Here is a 4542-nt window from a genome sequence, read left to right as displayed (position 1 = left end):
CAACCAAATAACCCAGATTCCAGAGGTGATCGCTAATTTAACCAATCTGACGCAGCTTCACCTCAGTTACAACCAAATAACCCAGATTCCAGAGGTGATCGCTAATTTAACCAATCTGACGCAGCTTCACCTCAGTTACAACCAAATAACCCAGATTCCAGAGGCGATCGCTAATTTAACCAATCTGACGCAGCTTCACCTCCGTAACAACCAAATAACCCAGATTCCAGAGGCGATCGCTAATTTAACCAATCTGACGCAGCTTGTCCTCCGTAACAACCAAATAACCCAGATACCAGAGGCGATCGCTAATTTAACCAATCTGACGCAGCTTGACCTCTATAACAACCAAATAACCCAGATTCCAGAGGCGATCGCTAAATTAACCAATCTGACGCAGCTTCACCTCAGTTACAACCAAATAACCCAGATACCAGAGGCGATCGAAAGTTTACCGAAGTTGGAAAAACTAGATTTATGGGGAAATCCGCTTCCTATTTCACCAGAGATTTTAGGATCTTCTAATGATGTTGGTTCAGTTAAAAAGATTTTCAATTACTTGCAATTACTCCGTAGCGGTGAAGTGCGTCCACTCAACGAAGCCAAACTCTTACTCATTGGACAAGGCAGCGTCGGTAAAACATCCCTTATCGAGCGACTAATCCGCGATAAATATGACAAAAATCAACCCCAAACCGACGGACTCAATGTGGAAACTTGGAACGTGCAGGTCAATAGCAAAGACATCCGCCTGAATGTTTGGGACTTTGGCGGACAGGAAATTTATCATGCCACCCATCAGTTTTTTCTGACTAAGCGCAGCCTCTATCTCCTCGTTTGTAATTGTCGCACCAGCGAAGAAGAAAACCGCATCGAATATTGGCTGAAACTAATCGAAAGCTTCGGCGGACAGTCCCCCGTGATTATCGTTGGCAACAAAAAAGACGAACAACCCCTCGACATCAACCGTAAAGCATTACACGAAAAATATCCTAACATCCAAGCGATTATCGAAACCTCCTGCCAAGACAATATCGGCATTGATCAACTTCGCACCGCCATTTTGCAGCAAGTCGGCAAACTCAAAGAAGTCTACGATCTTCTACCCCTGACATGGTTTGAGGTTAAACAACAACTCGAATCCATGCCCCAAGACTTCATCAGCTACGACGATTATATCAACATCTGCTATGACAACAAGATTCGCGAACAACAAGACCGTGAGCAACTGATCGATTTGCTGCATCGACTCGGCTTAGTTCTCAACTTCCGCGAGCATCCCATCCTCAAAGATACCAACGTCCTCAAACCCAACTGGGTGACAGAAGGTATTTACGCGCTCCTGAGCGATGAAAACCTCAAAACTCAAACCAAAGGCATTTTCACCCCCGCCGATCTCACCTGCATCCTTAATCCAGAGCGTTACCCCACCAAGCGTCACAAGCATCTAATCTGGCTGATGAAAGAATTTGAGCTTTGCTTTGCACTAGATTGTAAACCACCACAATTCCTGATTGCGGGACTTTTGCCCAAAGACCAACCAGACGAAACAGAACTCCACGGCGAAACCCTGGAATTTCAATACCATTACAAAGTTCTCCCCGAAAGCATCATCTCCCGCTTCATCGTCATCAGCCACGAAAAAATTCATAACCAAATCTATTGGCGCAGTGGCGTAATGCTGCAATATCAAGAAAACAACGAAATCTACAACATCGCTCGGATCAAAGCCGATCCCGAAGACAAAAAAATCTTCATCACCATTAGCGGACGTAAAGAAACCCGCCGCTTATTTCTCGGCATTCTCCGCGATGTCTTCCAAAAAATCCACAAAAGTCTTCCCAATCTCGAAATCACCGAATGGGTTCCCGTTCCCAAGCATCCCAAACACGATCCGCTCAAATACTCAGAACTACTCGGACTCGAAGCGATGGGAGAAACCCATAAAGTTATTGGTGAACTCAAGCTCAAACTCGATCTGCGTCCACTTTTAGATGGCTATGAATCACTAAAATCGCGTCGAAAATCAAAAAAAGGAGATAACGATTTAGATGATAAGACTGCATACGAAGATATGCGAGATATTGCTAAACTAGCTGTCAGCAGACCAATTATTAATAAAGCCGAGGCAAATGCTATGTCAGAAAATCCTCAATTCACAAACAACCTTCAAGGCGCAAACATCGCCAACTTAGCCAACCAAGTCAAAGACAACGCCAGACAGCAAGCCTCTAACTTAAACCAAACAAGCGGCGCAAACATCAGCGAAATTCTGCAACTGATCGGCAACTTGCGCCAAACTGCCGCCCAATTCCCACCAGAAATCCACGATGACATCATCATTGATATTGATGATGTAGAAGTAGAAATTCAAAAGCCAGAAAAAGAACGCAATTTACCCAAACTCAAAAAGCGTCTAGTAGCTTTACTAACTGCTGTTAGTGTAGTCGCTGGACCGATCGCAGGTATGACAGACTTTGCAAACAATGTTATAGAAATAGGAAACAAATTAAATATCGAACTACCGCTTCCCTTTGGTAAATAGACTTTTCTAACTCCAGGCAGCATCGCCCCTGGAGTTTCGGGGATAGAGTTGTATAAATGGTTGCGCGATCGCCCAAGCACACAAAGATAGTATTCACGTTCAAAGTCAACCTGCGCTAGGTAGTACATTTACAGTTCGATTTCCTCTTTCACCGTGATTTCTGGAAATAAATGTTGCTATTTGCAAATCTGCGCCAGCCAAATAACCATCTGTTGTAACAATATAAATATGGTTGTTGAAAAACTGCACAAGATTAAAACCAAAGCTCCTTAATTCACAAAGCCTGAATATCCATTTGTCGGATTAATCCATTCTCGATAGTGTAAATATGCTGAACCATTTGCTCGTGTATCAAGTTTCCATCTAGATCCTGCACTACTTGATGAACATGAACCACTATTCGCCCACTTTCATCAAGTTGAAAACCTTGAGGTTCAACATGAGGATCGATTAAGTTCCACTGGCGAGTCCAATAATCACGCACCGCCGCATGACCGCGAACATATCCGCCTTCCATACCATTCGCCCATTCCACATCAGAGTGCATCAACGCGAGAACGGAATCAATATGACGGGCGTTGAAGGCAACATAGGCTTTTATTAGTAAATCTTGCTGTATTTGAGTTGGGGTTTGCCGCTCCATTTTTCTGTTTTCCATCGCTTTGATAAACTTATAGGACTTATGCATTACAGCAGTTTTCATGTATTTGAACTACATCTGTTGTAAGGGCACAGCAATGCTCATTGGTGTCAACTTAAGCCGAAAACTATATCAGACAGGCGTTTTGCAAATCCCTCACGCCCTCATCCCCTAACCCCTTCTCCCAAGGGAGAAGGGGGATTGAATGTCTAGCTCCCCTCTCTCTTGGGAGAGGGGGTGGGGGTGAGGGCAAAATGTTTTCACCAAGCAGGTTTGGCGTTAAGTTGACACCAATGAGCAATGCTGTGCCCCTACCGCGTGGTCTATTTACCTAAAAATAGCTGTAACCTGAATTTCTCGCCACTTTGAGTTTTTGCATACGTGGAGATCGGACATTTATCTGTTAACAAATCCTAAAAGTGCTTTGATAGTTTTTCCACAGGATGATTAAGATATAAGTATTTTACCTGACGGGTGTCGATACTCATGGTGCAAGACCAGATTTTGCTGAATGATTGGCATGTAATAGCGCGATCGCAAGACATCCAACCTGGAACAGTCCTGCACAAGCGCTTATTAGGCTCAGATATAGTGCTTTGGCATAATGGCGACAAAGTTTTAGCTTGGCAAGACGTTTGCCCTCATCGTGGTGCTCGTCTTTCTCTAGGATATGTCAATAAAGAGACTCTTGTTTGTCCTTACCACGGTTTAGCCTTTAATAGTGAGGGAAAATGTGTACTAGTTCCGGCTAATCCCGACCAATCGCCCCCCGCCCAAGCTTGTGTTAAAACTTACCAAGTTCAAGAGCGTTACGATCTGCTCTGGGTTTGTTTAGGAACACCAAAACAAGACATAGCTCCGTTTTCTGAGTGGTACGATCCGCTCTATCAAAAGATTTTCTGTGGCCCTTACTATTATCACTCTAGCCCTTTGCGGGTGCTGGAAAATTTCATCGATCCGGCACACTTCCCAATTTTGCATTCGGGATTATTTGCCTACGCCAGTCATCCTGAGTTGACGCACTATGCATTAGAGTCTCTTCCAGATGGGATTAGTTTTAAATGTGGTTTGTGGGAACTAGATTTTAATTCCGGTAATCCTCTTTCTGCACCACTGATTTTCAACACTTACGATTACCGTATTTTCCGTCCGCTAGTGGCATACTTTAAACTTGGGCCTGGAGATCGTCGTTTAAATATCTTCTATACAATTACACCAGTCGATGAAGATGAGTGCGTGGTGCAATATTGGTTAATGGTAAACAGTAGACCTCTTGCAAAAGTCATTCAAGTAGCTTCAACTTTAATTAGATGAAGTTCATAATTGTACAGACCCGCTATTAGATTAAATCTCAAAC

Annotated in this window: 3 protein-coding genes; 2 read left to right on the top strand and 1 reads right to left on the bottom strand. The window is 43.6% G+C overall.

The genetic code is table 11. The features are described 5' to 3' along the window. Positions 1-2545, top strand: a 2545-nt coding sequence (locus V7K41_RS01955) for a COR domain-containing protein (RefSeq protein ID WP_334845476.1), incomplete at its 5' end; no start/stop codon positions are given. 274 nt (positions 2546-2819) lie between these two features. Here V7K41_RS01955 and V7K41_RS01950 read toward each other — a convergent pair. Next, entirely contained in the window at positions 2820-3203 is a 384-nt protein-coding gene (locus V7K41_RS01950; protein ID WP_334845475.1) for a nuclear transport factor 2 family protein, read from the bottom strand. 468 nt (positions 3204-3671) lie between these two features. On the opposite strand from V7K41_RS01950, the gene V7K41_RS01945 reads away from it, so the two are divergent. After that, positions 3672-4499, top strand: a complete 828-nt coding sequence (locus V7K41_RS01945) for an aromatic ring-hydroxylating dioxygenase subunit alpha (RefSeq protein ID WP_334845474.1) — start codon at positions 3672-3674, stop codon at positions 4497-4499. Positions 4500-4542: the final 43 nt, after the last annotated feature.

Source organism: Nostoc sp. (assembly GCF_036917415.1).
Lineage (GTDB): Bacteria > Cyanobacteriota > Cyanobacteriia > Cyanobacteriales > Nostocaceae > Nostoc.
This window is presented reverse-complemented; position numbering and strand designations above follow the sequence as displayed.